The sequence below is a fragment of the Cupriavidus basilensis genome (genome assembly GCF_029335485.1).
GTDB classification, from domain to species: Bacteria; Pseudomonadota; Gammaproteobacteria; order Burkholderiales; family Burkholderiaceae; genus Cupriavidus; species Cupriavidus basilensis_E.
In genome coordinates, this window is the sequence record NZ_JARJLM010000544.1 from 1 (window position 1) to 1,363 (window position 1,363).

Annotated in this window: 2 protein-coding genes; one reads left to right on the forward strand and one right to left on the reverse strand. The window is 68.7% G+C overall.

Annotated elements, in window-relative coordinates:
- Positions 1-1,249 (reverse strand): replication-associated recombination protein A (locus tag P3W85_RS33910; RefSeq protein WP_276267982.1); only part of this gene is annotated, 1,249 nt, incomplete at its 3' end.
- Here P3W85_RS33910 and P3W85_RS33915 point away from each other — a divergent pair.
- Positions 1,154-1,363, forward strand: a 210-nt coding sequence (locus tag P3W85_RS33915; protein ID WP_276267983.1) for a hypothetical protein, incomplete at its 3' end; no start/stop codon positions are given. The genes P3W85_RS33910 and P3W85_RS33915 overlap by 96 nt on opposite strands.

A 1,363-nucleotide genomic window follows, 5' to 3' on the forward strand; every position in this document is an offset into this window, starting at 1 on the left:
GGCGATGCCATTGCGCATCGAGATCCCGCAGGTGGCGCAGTTTGTCGCCGATCTTGCCTTCCAGCCCGCGTGGTGTGGGCTGGTACCAGCCCTGGCGCTTGAGGTCGTCGGGGAAGTAATGCTCGCCGGCGGCATAGGCCTCGGGCTCGTCGTGCGCGTAGCGGTAGGCGTGGCCGTAGCCCAGTTCCTTCATCAGCCTGGTCGGGGCATTGCGCAGGTGCACCGGCACGCCGCGCGACTTGTCTTTCGCCACGAAGGCGCGCGCGGTGTTGTAGGCGTTGTAGCCCGCATTGGACTTGGGCGCCACCGCCAGGTAGATCAGGGCCTGCGCCAGCGCGAGTTCGCCCTCGGGCGAGCCCAGCCGCTCGTAGGTCTCGGCGGCATCGAGCGTGATGCGGGCGGCACGCGGGTCGGCCAGGCCGATGTCTTCCCAGGCCATGCGCACGATGCGGCGCGCCAGGTAGCGCGGATCGGCGCCGCCGTCGAGCATGCGGCAGAACCAGTACAGCGTGGCGTCGGGGTCGGAGCCGCGCACCGATTTATGCAGCGCGCTGATCTGGTCGTAGAAAGCGTCGCCACCCTTGTCGAAGCGGCGCAGGTTCTCCGACAGCGCGCTGCCGAGCAGCGCGGTATCGATGGCGGCGGCACCGGCGTTGCGCGCGGCGCGCGCCACGATCTCGATATTGTTGAGCAGCTTGCGGCCGTCGCCGTCGGCCGAGGCCACGGTCAGCTGCAGCGCCTCGTCTTCCCATTGCAGGCCGCCCAGCTCCTCGCTGGCACGCCGCGCCAGCTGGGTCAGCTCGGCGTCGTCCAGGCTCTTGAGCACGTACACCGCGGCGCGCGACAGCAAGGCGCCGTTGACCTCGAAGGACGGGTTCTCGGTGGTGGCGCCGATAAAGGTGAACAGGCCGCTTTCCACGTGCGGCAGGAAGGCATCCTGCTGGCTCTTGTTGAAGCGATGCACCTCGTCCACGAAGACCAGCGTGCGGCGGCCATGGGCGCGGTATTGCTCGGCGCGCTCCACCGCTTCGCGGATGTCCTTGACGCCCGACAGCACCGCCGACAGCGCGATGAACTCGGCGTCGAAGGCGTTCGCCATCAGCCGCGCCAGCGTGGTCTTGCCCACGCCCGGCGGGCCCCACAGGATCATGGAGTGTGGCTCGCCGGACGCGAACGCCACCCGCAGCGGCTTGCCAGCGCCAAGCAGGTGTTGCTGGCCGATCACCTCGTCGATATTGCGCGGACGCAGGCGCTCGGCCAGGGGTTGTTGGGAACGATCGGGAGGTTCGGAAAACAGCGTGTCCGCCACGGTAATCAGGCCTTTATGTCGGGGCAGGCGCGCACGGAGCGATCCGCTGCGCCT